The following is a 17,973-nucleotide window of genomic DNA, read 5'->3' on the forward strand; positions in this document are numbered from 1 at the left end:
TATCTGGCCCGCCCCCGGCACCCGATGCTGCAGTGCGCCCTTCGGCGGACGCAGTGCAGCAGAAAGGGAGACAAGCCGGCAGCCAAGCCGGCGAGCAGGAGGGGCACCAGAAATGACCATCCCGCCCGTAACTCTGACCGCCGCCCCGCCCGAGGGAGTATGGCGTCTTGGCTGGGCCCACAATCCCGTCGAATACAACCGCGTGGAACCGGACACTTTCGACGGCTCAGCAGCCGGCCGGTACAGCCTGTACTCCTACAGCACGCTCTACTGTGCCTCCACCCCGGCAGGATGCTACGCAGAAGCCCTGGCCCCCTATCGCATCGGCCCCAAGATCCGCGAGCTGATGGGCAACGCCGGAGACAACAAACCGCACCTGATGGCCATGGGGCACATCCCCTCCAGCTGGCGGGAGGAGCGCATCCTGGTGCGCCTCATCCCCACCGACCGGACGCAGTTCCTCGACATCGAGACGGATGAAACCCGGGCGGTCCTCGCATCGGACCTCAAGGAAGAGCTCAGCGCCGTCGGTGTCACCGGACAACTGACCGACGACGACCTGCACGGCCCGAACCGGCGGATCACACGCCAGATCGCCGCGTGGGCCGTCGCCCAGCGCAACGCAGACGGCCACCACCTCGTCCAGGGGATCACCTTCCGCTCCGGCTACGGCGGACGGCGCTGCTGGGCCATACTCCGCGACACCGAACTCACCGAGGTGGAACGCTGCGCCATCCGGGTGGAGGACGTCGCCCTGCAAGAGGTGGCCGGCGAGTACGGACTCACCGTCAGGTGAGCAGACTGCGTCGCTTGGCCGTACGTACCGTCGCCCGATCAGGTCGTCACGTGCGTCCGGCGTCACACTTCTGCAACTTGATGCACCGTCACAAAGGCCCAGCTCACGGCATCCCACAGGCGGCAACTGGTGGAATTTAAGAGTGTTTTTAGGGCGGAAAACCGTAGAGTAAGCCCACCCTAAACGGGTACGCTTTCGTCAACGCCACTGAGGAGTAAGCATGTTGACCGACATCACCTTCATAGCGCGCCACTTACCCAGCAGCACACGGCGGTGCGGACAAGGCACCACGAGCGAGTCCCTCATCGTCAGCGTCTCCTCCAGGCCGAGGTGGTGTGCTGCCTCCAGCAGCCAACCGGATACCGGCGACCGCGGCACTGCTCATCACAGCCGCTGCGGCTTCCAGTCGAGCCCCACCACCCCCGCAGCCTTCGCGCACTGAGCGCCGATCCTTTGCCGCCTCACCGCCGGCGAGGAAACGAGGAGATCATGCAGACTCAGCAAGAGACCACCGCAGAAGCCGAGGCCCGCGCACACCGCGACACAGCCGGACAGCCCATCGCCGAGATCGCCCGCTTCCTGCAGGAGACTTTCAGTCAGCGAGTTGCCGCACTCATCGCAGGCGTAGACGACGCGCGGCAGGTCGGCCGGTGGGCAAGGGGACAGAACGCCCCGCGCTTCGACTCCGAGTTCCGCCTCCGCACCGCCTACCAGGTCTTCACCTACATCGCCAGCTGCGAAAACCAGCACACCGCCCGAGCATGGATGATGGGGATGAACCCTCAACTCGAGGACGACTCACCCATCGAAGCCATCGCCGACGAACGCTTCAAGGACGTGATGGCCGCCGCCCGCTCCTTCCGCCGCGGCGACCTGTAGGAGCACATAGAACCCCTCGTGCTCGTCCTGCAGCTCAGACTTTGAGGCCTCATAAGGCGCGAGTCTGGTGTCCACGCGTCGTGCGCCCTGGCAGGATGCGCGGAGGCAGGCTGCCGGGGCGCGGCCCGGCGGCTTCGTCGCGTTTCTGCGTCTCCTGTCCGGCGATGGTGCGCGCTCATGGGCATGGTTGTCGTCCATCTGCACGAGCGAGGCTGGCGCCGGCGGTTCAGCGACCAGTGCCGATGCTTGGACCCCGAACATCCCGGGATGTTCGACCGCAGCTGAACCATCCTCTGTGTGCTCCTGCAACGACGCCATCCCGACGAGGGCCGGTGCCAGAAGCCAATTCCCCATCAGCCACCGAGGAAGATGCTCCCCGTACCCCCGTTCCCCCGTGCCCCCGAGTCGACGGCGTGCCCATAGCGTGCCCTTAAGACCGGACAACCACGGTCAACAACGGTCCGATCTTGCACTCTCGCAGGCCAGCAAAAAGCACATAAGCCCAGGTCAGAAGGCATCCGGCTACTCAAGCGCCGTCGCTTCCCAAGCTGAGAGCGCGAGTTCGATTCTCGTCACCCGCTCCATACGAAACCCCCAGGTCAGAGACCCGGGGGTTCTTTGTTGTCCAGACCGGTGAGCCGGTAGCGCTCCACAACCGCACCATTGGCTCTCAGCAGCCTCCTCGCTGTGGTGAGGAGTCGTCCGTGTGGCACTTCGCACGCTCGGCGCGCCCCAGATCGTCGAGCCCGGTAGCCACCTCCCGCTGCCGCTCCTCGTCGGAGTGCTGACAGATCAGCGCGGCCCTCTCGGAGGAGTGCCCGGCACGGACCATCGTGTCCTTGAGGGTGGCGGCGGAGCGGGTCGGCAGGGTGTCCAGCGAGCAGCTGCGGGTGGCGACCCAGCGGCTTGAGTGAGACGTGCCGACGCTGGGCCGTCTCTGGGCCGTCCGAGGGCCGCTCAGTGGTAATCAGGTACGACTACTGACGACACTCGTAGCGGGCGTCTTCGGAACGAAGAGGTCGTGGCGCCATGTTCGGCCGCTGCGCTTCCGCGCCTACGACCTACGATCCAACGCCCAGGAGGCACTGTTCCGGGTGCAGACGCTCACCGATGACGAGACGCTGAGCCGGGCCGCGGAGGACATGCTGGCAGACGTCACGGCGTTGGCCAAGACAGCCAGCAGAACCGAACTCGACGATGCCAGGGTGCGGACACGTGACGGCATCAGCCGACTGGTCAGAGCGACCAAGCTACACCTCTGAGGGGCGGTGGACGCGCCGGTTCGCGGAGCCTCACGCCGACACTGACCGCACCACAAGCGCACCAGGACGAGCGGGGAACAGCGGGGAATCACGGTGGAAGCGGCTGAGCCCGCAGAGGCTGCGGACCGGCCGCTGGTGCCACCAGTTCACCCGCCGCGAGAAGCTCCGGCAGGAACGGCTCGATGCCTGCTCCGCCTACGCCGGCGCGTTGGTCAACTACCGCCGCTGCCTCGTCACATCAGCCGACTTCTCGGAGCAGCCAAGTGCCAGCTCTGTGGCCCAGAGGGCCTCGGTGTCCGCAGCTCGCCGAGTTCCTCAGCCCGTCCGGTGATCTCGCGCTGTTCCGCCGTCGAGTGCGTCACTGATCTCCCGCAGACGGCCCTCCGGCAGGGCGAAGGCGTTGCCGGGGTTTCGGTAAGAGTGGCCACCGTCGTTGATGCGGACGCCGTCTGCCGTGGTCCAGTGGGCGGGAGCCCACTGGCCCTGGTTCGCAAGGAGCAGGCGCGCCACTTCGACGGGATCTTCGATCGAGGTGAGCGCGGTGAGCGCGGTCGTGAGGGAAGCCGTCGCGTCGTCGGGAAGGTGCGCGTCGCCGAGTGTCGGGAAGAGCAGCAGGAGACGGGAGTCGGGGTCGTCGACGCCCTCCCTCGCCGGCTGTCGGGCAACGGACAGCAGCTCCGGCCAGGCCATGCCGGGCCCCATGAAGTGACCGTCGTCCACGGCGAGCGTCTCCGCTGCGGTCCACGCCGGGTGATGTATCAGGTAGTCCACTCCGTGCTCGTCCACGATGTTGCGGTAGACGACATGGATGGTGTGCCCGGAGGACATGGGCACGCTGAACACCGGCCAGTGGCTCTCGGCGGACAACACGCGGAAGAGCTCCATGGCCGCGTCCCAGTCCGCACCGAACGCGGCTCGCTGCGCTTGCTCACCGCGCAGGCAGCTGCCGAGGTGGACAGGCCAGAACAACGGATCGTCCAGGTAAGCCGTGCCCGGGACCAGAGGTCCGTCTTCGTATCCGGGGATCTTCAGCATCGGAGGATGATGACAGGCCCGCGCCTGGGGGCTCCCCTGCGGTGTGAGACCCGGCCCGCAGGGAACCCCCATGGAGAGGAGGGCCTGCGCGGCCGTCGGCCGGCGAAGCAGTCAGCGCAACCCCGTCCGCGGTCCGTCTCAACGGTGCCCCGGGGCGGCGCCATCTTCCCTCCCGGAGAGAGTGTCACCATCATGACCAGCAACACCACGGTCCGCCCCCCGCCCGCACAGGCGTCCGGCAGTGACTTCGCCCGACTGTCCAGAAAGATCGCCGAAGCCGGGCTGATGGAGCGCCGTCCCGGCTACTACGCCCTGCGGATCACGGTCGTGACCGGGTTGTACGCCGGCGGCTGGGCGGCCGTCGCGCTTCTCGGCGACAGTTGGTGGACCCTGGTGGTCGCCGCTTTCCTGGCCGTCGTGTTCGGCCAGGTCGCCCTGCTCGCGCACGACGCGGCCCACCGCCAGGTGTTCCGCCGGCGCCGGGCCAGCGAGGCGTCCGGACGGATGGCCGGTGCCGGTGTCGGCATGAGCTATGGCTGGTGGCAGGACAAGCACACTCGCCACCACGCCAACCCCAACCACGAGGAACTCGACCCCGATCTCGATCCCGACCTGCTGGTCTGGTCGCAGGACCAGGCCCGGGCCGCCAAGGGGCTGCCCCGCCTGATCGGCCGCTGGCAGGCGTTCCTGTTCTTCCCGCTCCTCACGCTGGAGGGCTTCAACCTCCACGTGTCGAGCGTGAAGGCGCTGGCCAATCGCTCACTCAAGCACCGGGGGCTCGACGGGGCGCTGCTGTTCGGGCACTTCGCCGTCTACCTGACCGTCCTGTTCTGGCTGCTGCCGCCCGGTATGGCGTTCGCCTTCCTCGCCGTCCACCAGTGCCTGTTCGGCGTCTACCTCGGTTCCCTCTTCGCGCCCAACCACAAGGGCATGCCGATCCTGAAGGGCGAGGACCGCCCGGACTTCCTGCGCCGCCAGGTGCTCACCTCGCGCAACGTCAGCGGCGGGCTGCTCACCGACATCGCCCTGGGCGGGCTGAACCACCAGATCGAGCACCACCTGTTCCCCAGCATGCCCAGCCCCAACCTGCGCAAGGCCCGGGCCATCGTGCGGCGCTACTGCGAGGAGCTGGGGGTGGACTACGTGGAGACCGGGCTGATCACCTCCTACCGGCTGGCCCTCACCAGTCTCCATCAGGCGGGAGCACCGCTCCGTAACGGCGTCCGGGTCTCCTCGTAGGGGCTCCGCCGCGCGGTGTCCGGGGCGGCTTCGCGGCTCCGCCCCGGCCCTGGCGTGCTCACCCGCCCGCGGGGGTGGTGACCCGAGGTGGCCGGGGGCGGTCCGCGTGCATCTCGTGGAGCACGGAGCCCGAGCCGGTGATCTCGATGATGCGGGTGAGGATCGGCGGCGAGTGGTGCAGTCGCAGGGTCGCTCCGTCCTCGGTGGCCAGCCATGACGCCGTGAGGAGGACGTTGAGTCCGCTGACGTCGCAGAAGGTGACGGCCGTGAGGTCGACGTCGGCGGTGCGGATGCCGTCGCGCAGGCATGCGGCGAGTGCGGTGAGCACGAGGGGGGCGGTGGTCCGGTCGATCTCGCCGGCGAGGGTGACCCGCGCGCGGGTGGCCTGGTCGTGCCGGTGGACGTTCAGTCGCGGAAGGGGCATGGCTCCTCGGTTCGACGTGCGCAGGGGACGTCGGGGAGTGCGGCGTGGTGAGTGCCGGGTGAGCCGTGCGGTCCGGGTCCGGCCCTCGGGCCATGCCGCTGGTCCGCCGGTCCGCCGGCCGCCTGCCGCCGGTCCGCGTCGTGCGGTGGCGGTGGCGGTGAAGCGGCCGGCCGGGAGTGAGTGTCAGCGGGGGCTCTGCCGTCGGCCGGGGCTACGGGGTCCGTCGTCGTGACGGTCACGGCCGCCTGCGGTGTCGCTCGCCGCGTCCAGGCCGTGGGACTTTCGCGGAGCCGACGGGGCCGGGCCCGGGGCAGGCAACCCGGAGCGGCCGTAGTGGAAGGCGGCGGCGCGATCACCGTGCTGGGCGTTGAGCAGGCGGATGAGGACTGTCCCGAAGGCGATCAGCGCCAGGATCACCAGCACGGTCACGAGGGTCTGCACGGTCCTCACCTCCCCGTCGGAGGAGGCGCCGGGAGAGCGGTGACGTCCGCGATCCCGGGACGTGCGGCCGGAGCGCGGGCCTCGTGGCCGCCTTCGGAGTCCCAGACCGCTGCCACGGCCCGGTCCGTCTCGGACGCTCTCCGTTCCCCGCCCCGGCCGGTCACGGGCACCGTCCCCAGGCGGGCTGCCTCCGCCATCAGCCGGCTCGCGGTCGACGTGCCGAGGGGGTCGCTCGCGGCGGCCATCAGCCAGGCGGCCTCGGCGGGAGGTGTCTGCGGCGGGATGACCAGGAGGTTCCAGCGGCCCGCCCGGTACGAGAGCAACAGCAGCTCGTGCGGGTCCTGTTGGTCGAGGAACCAGCCCACCTTCACCGTGTGCCCGGCGACGGGCGCCTTGCGCGGCACCACGGGCCAGTGGGTGGGATTCACCGTGACGCGGGTGATCCGGCCCCACAGCGGGTCCAGTACGGCTGCCAGGGCGGGGAGTTCGGCTGCGAGATCGCGGGAGTGGGGCCACCACGCGCCGTCCAGCAGGGCCGGTGCGGGACCGACGGGAGCCAGGGCCAGGCGGGGAGGGGACGAGGGGAACGAGCGGTCATCGGCTTCGGCTGCCGGCGGAGGGGAAACGGTCGCAGTCATGACGCAGACCCTGCCCCGGACCGGCCGAGACCGGCCCGGTGTATTCGATCGCCGAAAACGACACGAGCCTGGAAGCCGGTGCGCGGAATGCCCTCGGTGCTTCGAGCCTACTCCTCGGAAGGGCCGGGCGGGCCGGACGGACCCGGCGAACCTGTGCAGTCGGCGCAGCAGCGGCCCCGTGCGTCCCGGCCCGATCCCTCGCCCCAGAGGCGACAGCGGGCGAGGAGCCGTGCGGCCGACGGTACGGTCCGCTCATGTCCCCCGGGGAGCAGGGCCCCGTTCGCGTGACCTGCCCCGTGCGTTCTCCGCCCCGGCGGACGTGCTCGATCCGCTGTGGGAGCGGCTCGTCCGGGGTGCGGTCGAACCCCTGCCACTGGCAGAGCATCCCGTCCGCGGTCGTCGTCAACGGCTGTGCGGTGCGGGCCGGTTGGTTCGCTTCCGGGCCGGGCACGCGCGGGATCACGGTGCTTTCCCGCTCCGCGGGCCGCTGAACCTCCTCGTGATTCCTCCGGATACCAATTCCCCTCGACCGCCCGGCTGACGGCCACCGTGAGCGCGGACACCGCCCCGTCCACGGCCGCGCGTTGGTGACCTGGCCCTTGCGAAGCCGCGCCCGCGGTGCTCGTGTCGCCCGTGCGGGCGGGCGTCTCGCGGGGGACCATCGGGGTGTCGAAGTGTCGGCTCACTCACAGCCGACGCGTCCGCGGTCTCCGAGGGGAGGCCGCCACGACGGGAGGGCGGCGTGGTGGAGGATGCGGTGCCCGGTTCGGGAGGGCAGGGGCGGTCGTGGCCTGCTGCCGGGCCGGAGTTCTGGCGGCAGGTCGTCGAGCAGCTGAGCACGGCCCTGATGGTGGTGGACCCGGCCGGACGGATCCTCGACGTCAACCCGGCCGCCGAACGGCTGCTGGGCCGGGACGCCGCCACGGTGCGCGGGCAGGACGCGCACGAGTTGCTGCACCGGGAGACGGACGGCGGCACGCTTCTGCGCGAGCAGTGTCCGCTGCTCCGGGCGCTGGTCGAGGGAACCGCCTCCCGCGGGGAGGGCGACAGGTACCGGCGCGGTGACGGCCGTCTGGTCACGATCTCCTGGTCCGCTTCCCCCCTGACGGACGGTGGCTCCATCCAGGGCATGGCCGTGCTGTTCAGCGACGTCACCGGCGACCGCAGCGCGCGCCGGGAACGTGCGGCCTACACGAGTGCTCTGGAGGACCTCAACGAGCGGCTGACGCTGGTCGCGGAGATCACCGACGTACTGGGCCAGACCCTGGAGACCGACGAGGCCCTGGCCCGGCTGGGCCGCCTGCTGGTGCCCCGCCTCGCCGACTGGGCGGCGGTGGACCTCCGGACCGGTGGCGGGGAGGTCCACCGGGTGGCCGTGACCGGGCCCGTGGGCCGGGACACCGGGCTGGAGGGCGGGCGCGAACGCCTTCCGGAGAGCGGGGAGGCCGACCGCTCCCCTCTCGTCCAGGTACTGCGCGGAGGTGATCCCGTGCTCCAGAACGAGCGGGACGGGGCACAGACGGCAGCGCCGCCCCGTTCCCCCCTGGCCGCCCTTCACCGCGACTTCCTGCGGACGGTGCACGCGACGTCCACCCTCACGGTGCCGCTGGGTGCCAGGCAGCGGATCACCGGCGCCCTGACGCTGGTGCGCACGGACCCGGCCCACCCGTTCGACGCCGAGAACCTGGAAGTGGTGAGCGACATCGGCCGCCGGGTCGGCCTGGTGATCGACAACGCCCGCCGCTTCGGACGCCAGCGGGCCGTCGCCGAGGCGATGCAGCGCAACCTGCTGGCCCCGCTCCCCCAGCCCGGCCGTCTGCGGCTGGCCGCGCGCTACCAGCCCGCCCCGGCGGGGTCCCAGGTGGGCGGCGACTGGTACGACGCCTTCGAACGGAAGGACGGCACGCTCGCCCTGGTCATCGGCGACGTCGTGGGCCACGACCTGATCGCGGCGGCCGGGATGGCCCAACTGCACGGCATCCTGCGCTCTTTGGCCTGGGACCACAGCGGCCCGCCCGGCGCCGTCGTCGACCGCCTCGACGATGCCATGCCGGCCATCACCACCGTCCCGATGGCCACCCTCGTCCTCGCCCTGCTGGAGGGCGGCCCGCACACGGGTCCGTGGACGCTGCGGTGGACCAGCGCGGGGCATCCGCCGCCCCTGCTGCTGACCCGGGACGGCCAGGCGCGCTACCTCGAAGCCGGGCAGGGACTGCTCCTCGGCACTCCTCCGGGCACCGGCGGCGGCAGCCGGCCGAACGCCACGCAGAGCCTGCCGCCGGGGTCCACCCTGCTCCTCTACACCGACGGTCTGATCGAGATCCCCGGCAGCGATCTGGACACGGGCCTGGCCCTCCTGCGCCGTCACGCCCTGGCCCTCGCCGACGCTCCGCTGGACTCCCTGTGCGACGGCCTGCTGGCCCGGATGCCGCCCGGCAGCACCGACGATGTGGCCCTGCTCGCCCTGCGTCTGCCGATGCCGTGACGGACGACGGGTGATCGCCGCGATGGCAGGCGGGCGACGGGCGCTCAGGGCCCGAGGAGCAGCAGCCGCGACGGGCTGCGCGCGAACGCGTACGTCCGGGGCGCGTCGCCTTCGACGCACCGCCACCCCCAGGACCGCAGCACCTCGGTGGCCCTGCCGTCGGAGCGGCTGACCAGCATGACGCCGAGTGCGGCACCGTGGTCGGTGAGCAGCCGCTTCTGCAGGCGCCGGGCGAGGTTCCAGGGGCGGCCCTGGTTCTCTCTGCGCACGCGAGGCGGAACGAGGATCACGGAGATGACGAAGAGGCGTCCGGAGGCGGCGGTGCGGAGCAGGCTCCCGGGGAGGTGCCCGTCGAAGCCCTCCCACCAGGGCCCGTCGCCGCGTACGGGGAAGCCGTAGGCGCACCCGGTCAGCTCTGTCGACTCCGCGATCACGAGTTCGAATCCCGGGCGCCGGAGGTCCGCCGCCAGTCGTCGCAGGAAGGCGGTGCGGGCCTGGTTCCACGCCCGGGGGCCGCCACCCGACGTCTGCGCGTACAGGTCGCCCAGCTCCCCCATGCGGTCCTCGATCTGCCCCCGGGTCAGCTCACGGACGCGTTCGCCCGCGCGTGGCGACGAGCCTCGCTCCGGCCTTGGGCGGCGCTGCCTCGGTGTGCCCGGCCGGTCCGGTCGGGCGGGCCCCCCGAGGACTTCGCTGGTGGTCGGCGGAACCGGGACGTTCACGGTCATGGGGCCAGTCCTGCCCCGGGCGCGGGCGGGCCCGGCCCGGTGTCGTCGGTCGCCGAGGGCGGCACCGGTGTCGGAGCCGGTGCGCGAGGAGCTCCCGGTGTCTCCACCGTACTCCCGGCCGCGCGAGCCCCGCGGTGGACGACGGGGGCGGACGGGACCCGCGGCGGGGAGCGGAACGGGCGGGCTTTCGCCGCCGCCGGCCGGGGCCGCACGGGGCGACGGAGTACGGTGGGCGTACTGAGGGCATGTCGCACACCGGCTTCCGCGCCGGTCTCGTCCTCGGCGCGACACACTCGACGGAAGGCCCGCCGCACCGCGAGGTCTCCCGAGACAGGTCGGCACGATGTCCTCGGTCCCCGAGCCCGTCACCGTTCCCCGTCGGCGCGCCTCGGCGCCGACGCCCTCCTCTCGCCGGTCCCCCTCGTCACTGCCGCCTCCGCCCGGGCGGAGGAGCGGCGCCGCGCGGGACCTTCGTGCCGTCGGCCCGCGGCCGGGCCCCGATCCGTGCGGGACCGTTCTGCTGTTCTTCACCACCGGCGCCGTCGCCCCCTGGCGCGGCGGATCCGCGCGCCCGGCCGACTGACCGGCGGGGCGCGACCGCGCCGACGCCATCCCGGCCGTGTCCCCCGTTCCCCCCGGTTCCCCGTTCCCGCCGATTCCCCGTTCCCGCCGACCGGTTCAGCGGCCGGGGACCGCCGTGCCCGACCCGGACCAGACGCTTCTCCGGCCCCAAGGACTCGTCGTGACCAGCACCGCACCACCGTCCCCGCCCCCTTCACCCCACCTCCGGCTGCGCCTCGCACCCGACAGTCCGCTGCCGCGCCGGCTCGACGGTGTGTGGTGGCCCCGCTCCTACGACCTGATGGCGGAGCTGCCGCAGTTGCTCGCCGGGCTGCCGCGCGCCTGGGGTCGCATCACCGGCGTCACGGTGACCGGAGCGGCCTGGTCGGCGGCACCGGGCCGGACGCTCGTGCGCGACGACAAGGTCGTACGCCTGCGCACGGCCGCCGCGCGGCATGCCGGGAACACCGTGATCCTGCTGGCCCCCGGTCACGGCCGCTGGGACCTTCTGGTCGTGCCGCCGGAGACCACCGAGAAGGACGCCGAGCCGCTCATGACCACCGGGCTGAGCGCCCGCGCCCCTGACGGAAAGTGGGTTCGCCGGTCGCGGTGAGGGCGCCCCTCACCGGGCGGCGCTGCCTGGTCCGGTGTCGATGAGGATCTGTTCCGCCCCGGTGAGGTTGCCGGTCCGGACCGCTTGGGCCATGGCGGCGTGCGCGGCCTCGGGTGTCGCGTCCGGCGGGACCACCAGCAACGAGAGGATGTCCTCGTCCGCCCTGGTGATCAGGACGGTGTCGTCACCGACCGCGAACGAGTCGATGTGCACCACACGGTCGTCGACGACGATCCGCGTCGGGAGCCCTTCCCAGGCCACGGCGTCCAGCCCCACGCGGACGACGGGACCGAGGCGTGCGGTGAGGGCCTTGACCAGGGCGGGCAGCTCGGCACCGATGTCCCGGGACCGCGGCCACCACGCCCCGTCGAGGACGCCCTCGCGCGACTCGGTCGTCTCCAGCCGGAGCAGTGCGCTCCCCGGCCGCACGCCGGGCGGACCCGCACTCGGCACCGGGCGCGTTCCCGGGGGTGTGTCGGAGTCGTCCATGATGAGCCGCCCGTCTTCGAGGTTCGGCGTGTCCGGGGAGCCGGGGAGGGGACCGGAGGGTGCCCTCACCACGTTACTCCGCGTGGCGGGTGGGGGCCGGGAGCCGGCGGATCCCGGCGGGTGGCCCCCGCACCGGGGCGGTGCCACGTTGACACGGATCATCGCCGGACGTTGACTGACGGCAGGGCGCAGGGCCGTGAAGGGCAGGGCCGGCCGGGTTCTCCGGCAGCCTGAAGCAGGGCCGCCGAGAAGACCGAGCGCGTCTTCGGGCGGCGACCCCCATCTCGACGGGAACGGTGCACACGACGATGTACGACCAGACACGCGCCCAGCAGCCGGCCGACCGGCCCCGGGGCCCCGCCGGACGCCGCGCCCACGGACCGGAACCGCTGCTTGCGTCCGGCGAACGGGACAGGATCGCCCAGCGCCTCGGACATGCCGTCAACACCTTCGCCGACAGCCCGGGCGAGGCCCTGGCGGAGGCCGAGAGCGCTTTCGACGAAGCGACCGCGGCACTGGTCGACGCCTTGGCGGAACGGCGGCGCGTCCTGCGCGCGGCCTGGCAGGACCAGGACACCGAGACCCGGTCCGCCGAACTCCGGGTCGCCCTGCGGGAATACCGGGAGATCACCGCGCGGCTGTTGCGCGCGTGAGCGGCGCGGCGCCGCGGCCGTGTGCGCCTTCCGACGGCCGCCGCCGCTCGTCCGATTCACGGCGGCGGCCGTCCGAGGCTCCCCGCGCGGCCGATTCCCCCTGCTCGGCTGCGCGGTCGGGAGCCGTGTGCCCCGCATCGGACCGTGCGACGGCACGCGGGAGGTGACCGTGCCGGTCTCGCGACGAGGGGAAGCGGGACGAGGCGAGCAGGGAGCCGCCCGCGACGGGCGACGAAGCCTGCTGCTCGCGAAGGTTGCGAATCGGTCCTTGCCCGGGGCTCGGGCACAGACAGCCCTCGGGCTGCCGAACGGCGTGCGTTCCGACCGGAACCTGTGCACGGCGGACTGCCGCAAGACTAGGCGCACTTGCTGCGGGTGAGAACCCTTCGGCGGAAGTGGGCCGGACACCGCCTCACCCGTTCCCGGTTGGTGATCACGGCCCCGGGGCATCACGAGGGGGCAGGCCCGGCCGGACAGGACGTTCCGCGGCCGGGCGAGCGGTCACGGCCATGGTGGTCGGGTGACCCAGGAGGGGAAGTGATCCGCCATGCGTACGCATCGGCGTACCCATCGGCGTTCCGCACGAGTCGAGTACCACCTGCCCGACGAGGTCCAGTCGGCGCGCAGGGCAAGGAGGTTGACCGCGCAGTTCCTGGCCCGGCCGGCCCCGGGGGCCGGGGGGCTCGACGCCGAGCACATCGGTGACGCGACCCTCGTCGTCTCGGAGCTGGTCACCAACGCCACGCGGCACGGTGGCGGTTGCCGCTTGAGTCTGCACGTGTCCGAGACCCAGGTGACCGTCGAGGTCTACGACGGCAGCCCCGGCCGACCCGACGTACGGCCGCTGACGACGTGGAGTGAGAGCGGGCGGGGCCTGGCCATGGTGCGGTGCCTGGCACAGCGCCTCGACATCGCCCGGGTCGCCGGGGGAGGCAACAGAGTGCGCGCGGTGCTGGCTTTGTGACCGGTCCGGGCGGCCGGGGCGCCCCGGCGGCGTTCAGACCGGCTCGGGCTGGGGTTCCGGGCGCGGGGCCGGGACGGTTGCCGGGTCCCAGCGTCTCGTCGTCCGTATGTAGCCGTAGACCACCGAGGTCATCGCCAGGATCAGCAGGGGGCCCGACACCTCCGGGTACCGGGCCATCTGCGTCGGCAGGTAGCGGTACGAGAGCAGGAGCGCGAGGAAGACCGCGGTGCCGTAGGCGACCAGGCGGATGCCGGAGCGGTCCCAGCCGCGGTCCGCGGAGCGTACGGCCGCCTCGACCGTGAGGGCGAAGACCACGCCCGCGATGAGGTCCACGCCGTAGTGGTAGCCGAAGCCCAGGGTCGCGGTGAGGGTGGCGATCAGCCAGAACGTGCCGGCGTGGCGGAGCAGGCGCGGGGCCCCGCGGGTGTGGAGGTAGATGGCGAGGGCCCATGCCGTGTGCAGGCTGGGCATGCAGTTGCGCGGGGTGATGCCGTCGTAGGTCATCGGCAGGGGCGCGGTGAGCGGGGGCGGGGTGTGGGGCCACAGGTCGGCCACCGCCCATTCCACGCCGCCGGTGCCCGAGGCGCCGGGGCCGTAGGCGAAGACCGGGCCGACGACGGGGAAGAGCATGTAGACGCCCGGGCCGAGGAGGCCGATCAGCAGGAACGTGCGCACCAGGTGGTGGCGGGGGAAGCGGCGCTCGGTCGCGACGTCGCGCAGTTGGTAGCAGGCGACGACGACCGCGGCCACCGCCAGCTGGGCGTACACGAGCTGGGTGACGTACGGGCCGATCGGGGCGGTGGCCTGGAGCATCCGGCCCACCAGCCAGGACGGGTCGCCCAGCGCGTGGTCGGCGGTGGCCACGTACTGGTCCAGGACCGTCGGGCGGGTCTTGGACGTGATGAACAGCCAGGTGTCGCCGGTCTTGCGGGCGGCCACCAGCAGCAGGCCCAGGCCCACGCCCTTCAGGAGCAGGACGCGTTCGGGGCCGGTGCGGCGGGTGAGCGCGAGGACGGCGGTGCCCAGCATCACCCAGAGCGCGCCCGTGCCGAAGGAGACGCCCTCGGGTATCTCGGCGCCGGCCGCCCAGCGCACCAGCAGCAGGACGGCGTCGATGCCGAGCGCCGCGCCGGCCGCGAGGAACCGCTGCCGCCAGGTGAGCACGACCATCATCAGGGCCAGGCCGCCGTAGAGCGGGCCCGACTTGGGGGCGAGGACGAGGGCGGACACCTGGGTGGTGAGCGGGCCCGGTTCGCCGTAGTGGCGGGAGGCGATCTCCAGGGCGACGAGGAAGGCGAACGCCACGGCGCCCGCCGCGGTCCACAGCGTCGCGCGCCGGTGGTGCCACGCGACCAACGAAGTCCTGCCGCTCATCCGCGAAGACACCCGCGATGCTCCAGTTTTTGATCCCTTGATGAGATCGAACATGCTATCGGAGTGCGGCCGCCGGGTGGCCGGAACGGCGGGAACGGCGGCGAGGACGCTCGCCGCCGTTCCGTTGTCGATCATGAACGGGACAACTGCTACGATCCGGCCACTCACCTGGGGGGGTGTCCGGAACGCCACTGCGGCCGCGGGAGCACGACGCGCGGCGCGGCGGCGCGCGCACGCCTGCCCCGCCCCGCCTGCATCCCCGAAGAGGTCCTGCATGGGCAGACGCGCGCTCGTTCGAGGCGCCACCGCCGTCGCCGTTTCCGTCACGCTCGCCGTCGGTCTCGGCTCGCTGAGCGCCGGCAGCGCGCACGGTGAGACGGTCGCCGCAGAGGTGGTCGTGCCGGCCACCACGGCCGCCGTCCCGTGGACGAGCCTGCTCAGCGCCGGGCCCTCGGGGTTCCTCCGCTACGAGCAGGGCCGCGGTCACCTCTGGACCGGCTACGACGGCGCCGACACGGTCGTCGACCCGTCCGGCTGGGACTCGTACGGCACCACCGCGTCCGGCGCGGGCTCGGACGTCGTCGCCCGCTACGACCCGCCGGCCAGGACCGTGACACTGCGTGACATGACCTCCGGCGAGGTCCGCACGGTCGCCCTGCCCGAGGGGCACGCGTACTTCAGCACCCTCGGCTCGACGGTCGTGACGACGACCGGGAAGCCGGGCACGGACGTCGTGGTGCATCTGCTGGACCTCCGGGACGACGGCTCGGTGGCCGACCGGACGGTGACGGGCCTGCCCGCCGGCAGCCACCTGTGGCACTCGGACCTGAGCGACGCGGACGGACAGATCGTGCGGTACCGCACGGGCGACGACGAGTTCACCGCCTGGCTCGACGTGGCGAGCGGGCGGCTGACGACGCTGCCGTACGAGGTGAAGGCGTGGTACTCCCTCGTCGCGTTCGGCTCCACCCACCTGGTGTGGTGGCACAACGGCACCCTGTTCACCGCCTCGCGCCAGGATCTGACCGCCGCGCCGCGGACCATGCCGCTGCCCGACGTCGCGCAGGTGCTGGGCCTGGTCGGCGACAGCGTCGTCGTGTCCCGGTACGACGCGTCCCTGGGCCGTTCGAACGAGCACCTCCCCGTCTTCCGGGTCGACGCCGTGCCGCTCGACGGCTCCGCGTCCCGGACGATCCTGGCCCGTACCTCGCGGCAGGCCATGCCGACCCCGGACGGCGGGCTGCTGGTGCCCGGCGGCGCCCACCCGGACCAGTGGGGCGTCTCCCTCGTCGAGCCGGCCGCGGGCGGCGGGGTCACCGTCCGCCGGGTCGCGGACGCGAACCCGAAGCGGGTCGCCCACACGGTGTCCCGGCTGACCCTCGCCCAGGGGCGGCTGACCACCGTGGAGGAGGACCCCGCCGGGGAATGGACGTATCTGCACACGCGGGACGCCGGTCCGGCCGGCTCTCCGGCGGTGGGGGCGCGCACCAACCGCGGCCGTCTCGACCTGCTGCACTACGGGGAGGGCGGTCCGCGCCTGTTCGACACCGGGGACGGCCGGACGGTCGTCTCCGGCTACGGCAGGCAGGCCGCCGCGCAGCCGCGCGTCCTCGGGCCCGCCCAGTCGATGCCCGGCACCCGGATCGACAGCTCCCGCGTCTACCAGACCGCGACCGCCGCCCATGGCCGGTTCGCCGCCCTGATCGGGCCGCCGGACAGCGCCGGGGTGGCGGAGACCCGGGTCGTCGACCTCGACTCGGGGCGCACGGTGTACACGACGACGGAGCGCGTGCTGGCGCTGTGGGGCACCACGGCGTGGGTGTCGTACGGCAGCAGCACCGTGATCCCGGTCGACCTGCTGACCGGGCGCGAGGGCGAGGGGGTGTCGTTCGGGCGGGGGTGCCTGCTGGAGAACTTCCAGGCGGTCGGGCACCGGCTGCTGTGGCACTGCGTGCTCAACTCGGAGGGCATGGGGGTCTACGACACCGTCACCCGGCAGAAGACGACGCTCGTGTCCGGCGGCTTCTGGGGACAGGCGCGGCTCGGTGACGGCTTCGTCGCGATGTCCGACGAGGGGCGCCTGAAGGTGATCGACGTGCGCGGCGAGACGCCCGTGGCGCACACCGCCGGACAGTTCGAGGCCAACACCCGCCACTTGTGGGACGTCGACCCGTACACCGGCGTGATCGCGCAGCTGCGCTCCGACAACTCGGTCCGGCTGACCCCCAGCGGTGTTCCCGTCTCACCGCTCGTGCAGCGGGACGCCACCGTCGCCGCCTCGGCGGACGTCAAGGGCGGTGCCGCGCCGTGGAGCCCGAAGTGGTGGCTGAACAAGCCGGCCGCCTCCTGGAAGCTGGTGATCGGCACCCGGACCGGTGCGGCCGTGCGCACCCTCACCGGCGGTCAGGCACGCGGTGTGGTGGCGCCGGCGTGGAACGGCAAGGACGGGGCCGGCCGGCTGGTGCCCAACGGCGCCTACACCTGGGCGCTGACCCTTACCCCCGCCGACGGGCAGGGCGCGGCGCTGACCAGGTCGGGCACGGTGAAGGTCACCGGCGCGGCGGCGGCCTGGCGCGACTTCGTGGGAGCGGACGGCTCCGGCGAGCTGCTGACGCTGAACGGCTCGGGCGGGCTGACGTACCAGTACGGCACCGGGACCGGGGTGTTCACCGGGAAGACCACCGGCTCGGGGTGGCCGACGACCGTGAAGGCGGTGCCGTTCGGCGACCTGAACGGCGACCGGTGCAACGACGTGCTGGTGCGGTTCGGCAGCGGGGCGCTGCGCGCCTACCGGCCGGGCTGCGGCAAGGCGGTGACCCCCTCGACCGCGTACACCTCGCTGGGGACGTCCGGCTGGACCCAGTACGACGTGCTGACCTCGCCGGGCGACGTCAGCGGTGACGGGCGTGCGGACCTGGTCGCGCGTCACGCCGCGACCGGGGACGTCTACCTGTACAAGGCGACGAGCACGGGCAAGCTCGCCACCCGGGTGAAGATCGCGTCCAAGTGGACGGGCTACAAGAAGGTCCTGGGCGCCGGCGACCTCAACGGCGACGGCCACGGCGACCTGCTCGCCCAGGACAAGTCGAACGAGCTGTGGCGCTACGACGGCACGGGCACGGGCGGTTTCAAGGCCCGGGTGAAGGTGTTCACCGACTGGGGCGCCTCCTACAACGCGGTCGTGGGCGTCGGGGACATCACCGGTGACGGCCGGGCCGACCTGGTCTCCCGCGACACCTCCGGCACCGCCTGGCGCAACAACGGCGACGGCAAGGGCTCCTTCGGCGGCCGTACGAAGATCGCCACCGGGTGGCAGGGGTACAAGGGGCTGTTCTGACGGCAGCATCCGCCCCGGTCTCTCGCACCGGGTGACATGGGAACGCGACAAGGGG

General features: G+C 72.4%; 16 protein-coding genes and 1 pseudogene. 9 read left to right on the top strand and 8 right to left on the bottom strand.

The window, feature by feature from the left end:
* Positions 1-112: 112 nt before the first annotated feature.
* On the top strand, positions 113-796 hold the full coding sequence (locus tag AC07DA_RS12240) for an RES domain-containing protein (RefSeq protein WP_479127127.1): 684 nt from the start codon (positions 113-115) through the stop codon (positions 794-796).
* A 489-nt stretch (positions 797-1,285) separates the two neighbouring features.
* On the top strand, positions 1,286-1,675 hold the full coding sequence (locus AC07DA_RS12245) for an XRE family transcriptional regulator (protein WP_391204175.1): 390 nt from the start codon (positions 1,286-1,288) through the stop codon (positions 1,673-1,675).
* 712 nt (positions 1,676-2,387) lie between these two features.
* Here the strand turns inward: AC07DA_RS12245 and AC07DA_RS12250 are convergent.
* A pseudogene (locus AC07DA_RS12250) lies at positions 2,388-2,546 on the bottom strand (tyrosine-type recombinase/integrase); the annotation flags it as partial.
* 223 nt (positions 2,547-2,769) lie between these two features.
* On the opposite strand from AC07DA_RS12250, the gene AC07DA_RS12255 reads away from it, so the two are divergent.
* On the top strand, positions 2,770-2,937 hold the full coding sequence (locus AC07DA_RS12255; protein WP_479127332.1) for a hypothetical protein: 168 nt from the start codon (positions 2,770-2,772) through the stop codon (positions 2,935-2,937).
* Between the two features lie 315 nt (positions 2,938-3,252).
* On the opposite strand, the gene AC07DA_RS12260 is transcribed toward AC07DA_RS12255, so the two are convergent.
* Positions 3,253-3,972, bottom strand: coding sequence for a hypothetical protein (locus tag AC07DA_RS12260; protein ID WP_479127130.1), 720 nt, complete (start codon positions 3,970-3,972; stop codon positions 3,253-3,255).
* A 192-nt stretch (positions 3,973-4,164) separates the two neighbouring features.
* Here AC07DA_RS12260 and AC07DA_RS12265 point away from each other — a divergent pair, with 192 nt between their 5' ends.
* Positions 4,165-5,211: a fatty acid desaturase family protein gene (locus AC07DA_RS12265; protein WP_479127132.1), complete on the top strand. Its 1,047-nt coding sequence runs from the start codon at positions 4,165-4,167 to the stop codon at positions 5,209-5,211.
* A gap of 58 nt (positions 5,212-5,269) precedes the next feature.
* Here the strand turns inward: AC07DA_RS12265 and AC07DA_RS12270 are convergent, their stop codons facing one another.
* From AC07DA_RS12270 to AC07DA_RS12280, 3 genes are all read right to left on the bottom strand, one after another.
* Positions 5,270-5,635 carry an STAS domain-containing protein gene (locus AC07DA_RS12270; protein WP_479127134.1) on the bottom strand — a complete coding sequence of 122 codons (366 nt, stop codon included), beginning with the start codon at positions 5,633-5,635 and terminating at the stop codon, positions 5,270-5,272.
* 183 nt (positions 5,636-5,818) lie between these two features.
* On the bottom strand, positions 5,819-6,076 hold the full coding sequence (locus AC07DA_RS12275; protein WP_479127136.1) for a hypothetical protein: 258 nt from the start codon (positions 6,074-6,076) through the stop codon (positions 5,819-5,821).
* A 5-nt stretch (positions 6,077-6,081) separates the two neighbouring features.
* The gene (locus AC07DA_RS12280; RefSeq protein WP_479127138.1) at positions 6,082-6,714 is read right to left on the bottom strand and encodes a DUF5994 family protein; all 633 of its coding nucleotides are present in this window, start codon (positions 6,712-6,714) and stop codon (positions 6,082-6,084) included.
* A gap of 742 nt (positions 6,715-7,456) precedes the next feature.
* On the opposite strand from AC07DA_RS12280, the gene AC07DA_RS12285 reads away from it, so the two are divergent.
* Positions 7,457-9,199, top strand: coding sequence for a SpoIIE family protein phosphatase (locus AC07DA_RS12285; RefSeq protein ID WP_479127140.1), 1,743 nt, complete (start codon positions 7,457-7,459; stop codon positions 9,197-9,199).
* A 44-nt stretch (positions 9,200-9,243) separates the two neighbouring features.
* On the opposite strand, the gene AC07DA_RS12290 is transcribed toward AC07DA_RS12285, so the two are convergent.
* A complete protein-coding gene (locus AC07DA_RS12290; RefSeq protein WP_479127142.1) occupies positions 9,244-9,756 on the bottom strand; it encodes a hypothetical protein in 513 nt (170 codons plus the stop codon).
* Positions 9,757-10,669: 913 nt separating this feature from the next.
* Between AC07DA_RS12290 and AC07DA_RS12295 the strand changes: the two genes are divergently transcribed.
* Positions 10,670-11,101: a DUF5994 family protein gene (locus AC07DA_RS12295; protein WP_479127144.1), complete on the top strand. Its 432-nt coding sequence runs from the start codon at positions 10,670-10,672 to the stop codon at positions 11,099-11,101.
* A 9-nt stretch (positions 11,102-11,110) separates the two neighbouring features.
* On the opposite strand, the gene AC07DA_RS12300 is transcribed toward AC07DA_RS12295, so the two are convergent.
* A complete protein-coding gene (locus AC07DA_RS12300) occupies positions 11,111-11,590 on the bottom strand; it encodes a DUF5994 family protein (protein WP_479127322.1) in 480 nt (159 codons plus the stop codon).
* A 308-nt stretch (positions 11,591-11,898) separates the two neighbouring features.
* On the opposite strand from AC07DA_RS12300, the gene AC07DA_RS12305 reads away from it, so the two are divergent.
* Positions 11,899-12,243 (top strand): hypothetical protein, encoded by a 345-nt coding sequence (locus AC07DA_RS12305; RefSeq protein WP_479127146.1) that lies wholly within the window; start codon positions 11,899-11,901, stop codon positions 12,241-12,243.
* Positions 12,244-12,790: 547 nt separating this feature from the next.
* Entirely contained in the window at positions 12,791-13,207 is a 417-nt protein-coding gene (locus AC07DA_RS12310) for an ATP-binding protein (RefSeq protein ID WP_479127148.1), read from the top strand.
* A 33-nt stretch (positions 13,208-13,240) separates the two neighbouring features.
* On the opposite strand, the gene AC07DA_RS12315 is transcribed toward AC07DA_RS12310, so the two are convergent.
* Complete coding sequence (locus AC07DA_RS12315) at positions 13,241-14,581, bottom strand: phosphatase PAP2 family protein (protein ID WP_479127150.1); 1,341 nt, start codon at positions 14,579-14,581, stop codon at positions 13,241-13,243.
* 274 nt (positions 14,582-14,855) lie between these two features.
* Here AC07DA_RS12315 and AC07DA_RS12320 point away from each other — a divergent pair, with 274 nt between their 5' ends.
* A complete protein-coding gene (locus AC07DA_RS12320; protein ID WP_479127152.1) occupies positions 14,856-17,918 on the top strand; it encodes an FG-GAP-like repeat-containing protein in 3,063 nt (1,020 codons plus the stop codon).
* Positions 17,919-17,973 lie beyond the last annotated feature (55 nt).

Source organism: Streptomyces sp. NPDC044921, from assembly GCF_056432865.1.